At 70.6% G+C, this 344-nt stretch carries 1 pseudogene; it reads left to right on the top strand.

Annotated elements, in window-relative coordinates:
• Positions 1-164: pseudogene (locus FrCorBMG51_RS33785) on the top strand (LLM class flavin-dependent oxidoreductase); the annotation flags it as partial.
• Positions 165-344 lie beyond the last annotated feature (180 nt).

Genomic DNA, 344 nt, shown 5'->3' with positions numbered 1-344 from the left:
TGGCGCCCGCCGGCACGCCGGAACAGGTGGGGGAGTGGCTGCTGCCCTACCTCGAGGCCGGCTGCGAGCACTTCACACTGGTGGCGACCAGCACGAGCTGGGAGGCCAGCGTCGAGTACACGGCCGAGGTGAAGCGGTACCTGCTCGAGCACGCGCCAGCCTGATCCGCCCTGGGCGCGCCCGGCCCTCGTCCGCCCCGGGCGCGCCCGCGGGAGGCCCGGATGTTCTTACCGGCCGACATCAACAAAATATCAACGCGAAACACCGGCCGAACAAGTAGCGTATGATCATGCTTCCCGCGCGTTCTCCCGGTTCCCGGGGAACCCGGGCCTGCCGCCGGCGGG

This window comes from Protofrankia coriariae (assembly GCF_001017755.1).
Classification (GTDB): domain Bacteria; phylum Actinomycetota; class Actinomycetes; order Frankiales; family Frankiaceae; genus Protofrankia; species Protofrankia coriariae.
This window is presented reverse-complemented; position numbering and strand designations above follow the sequence as displayed.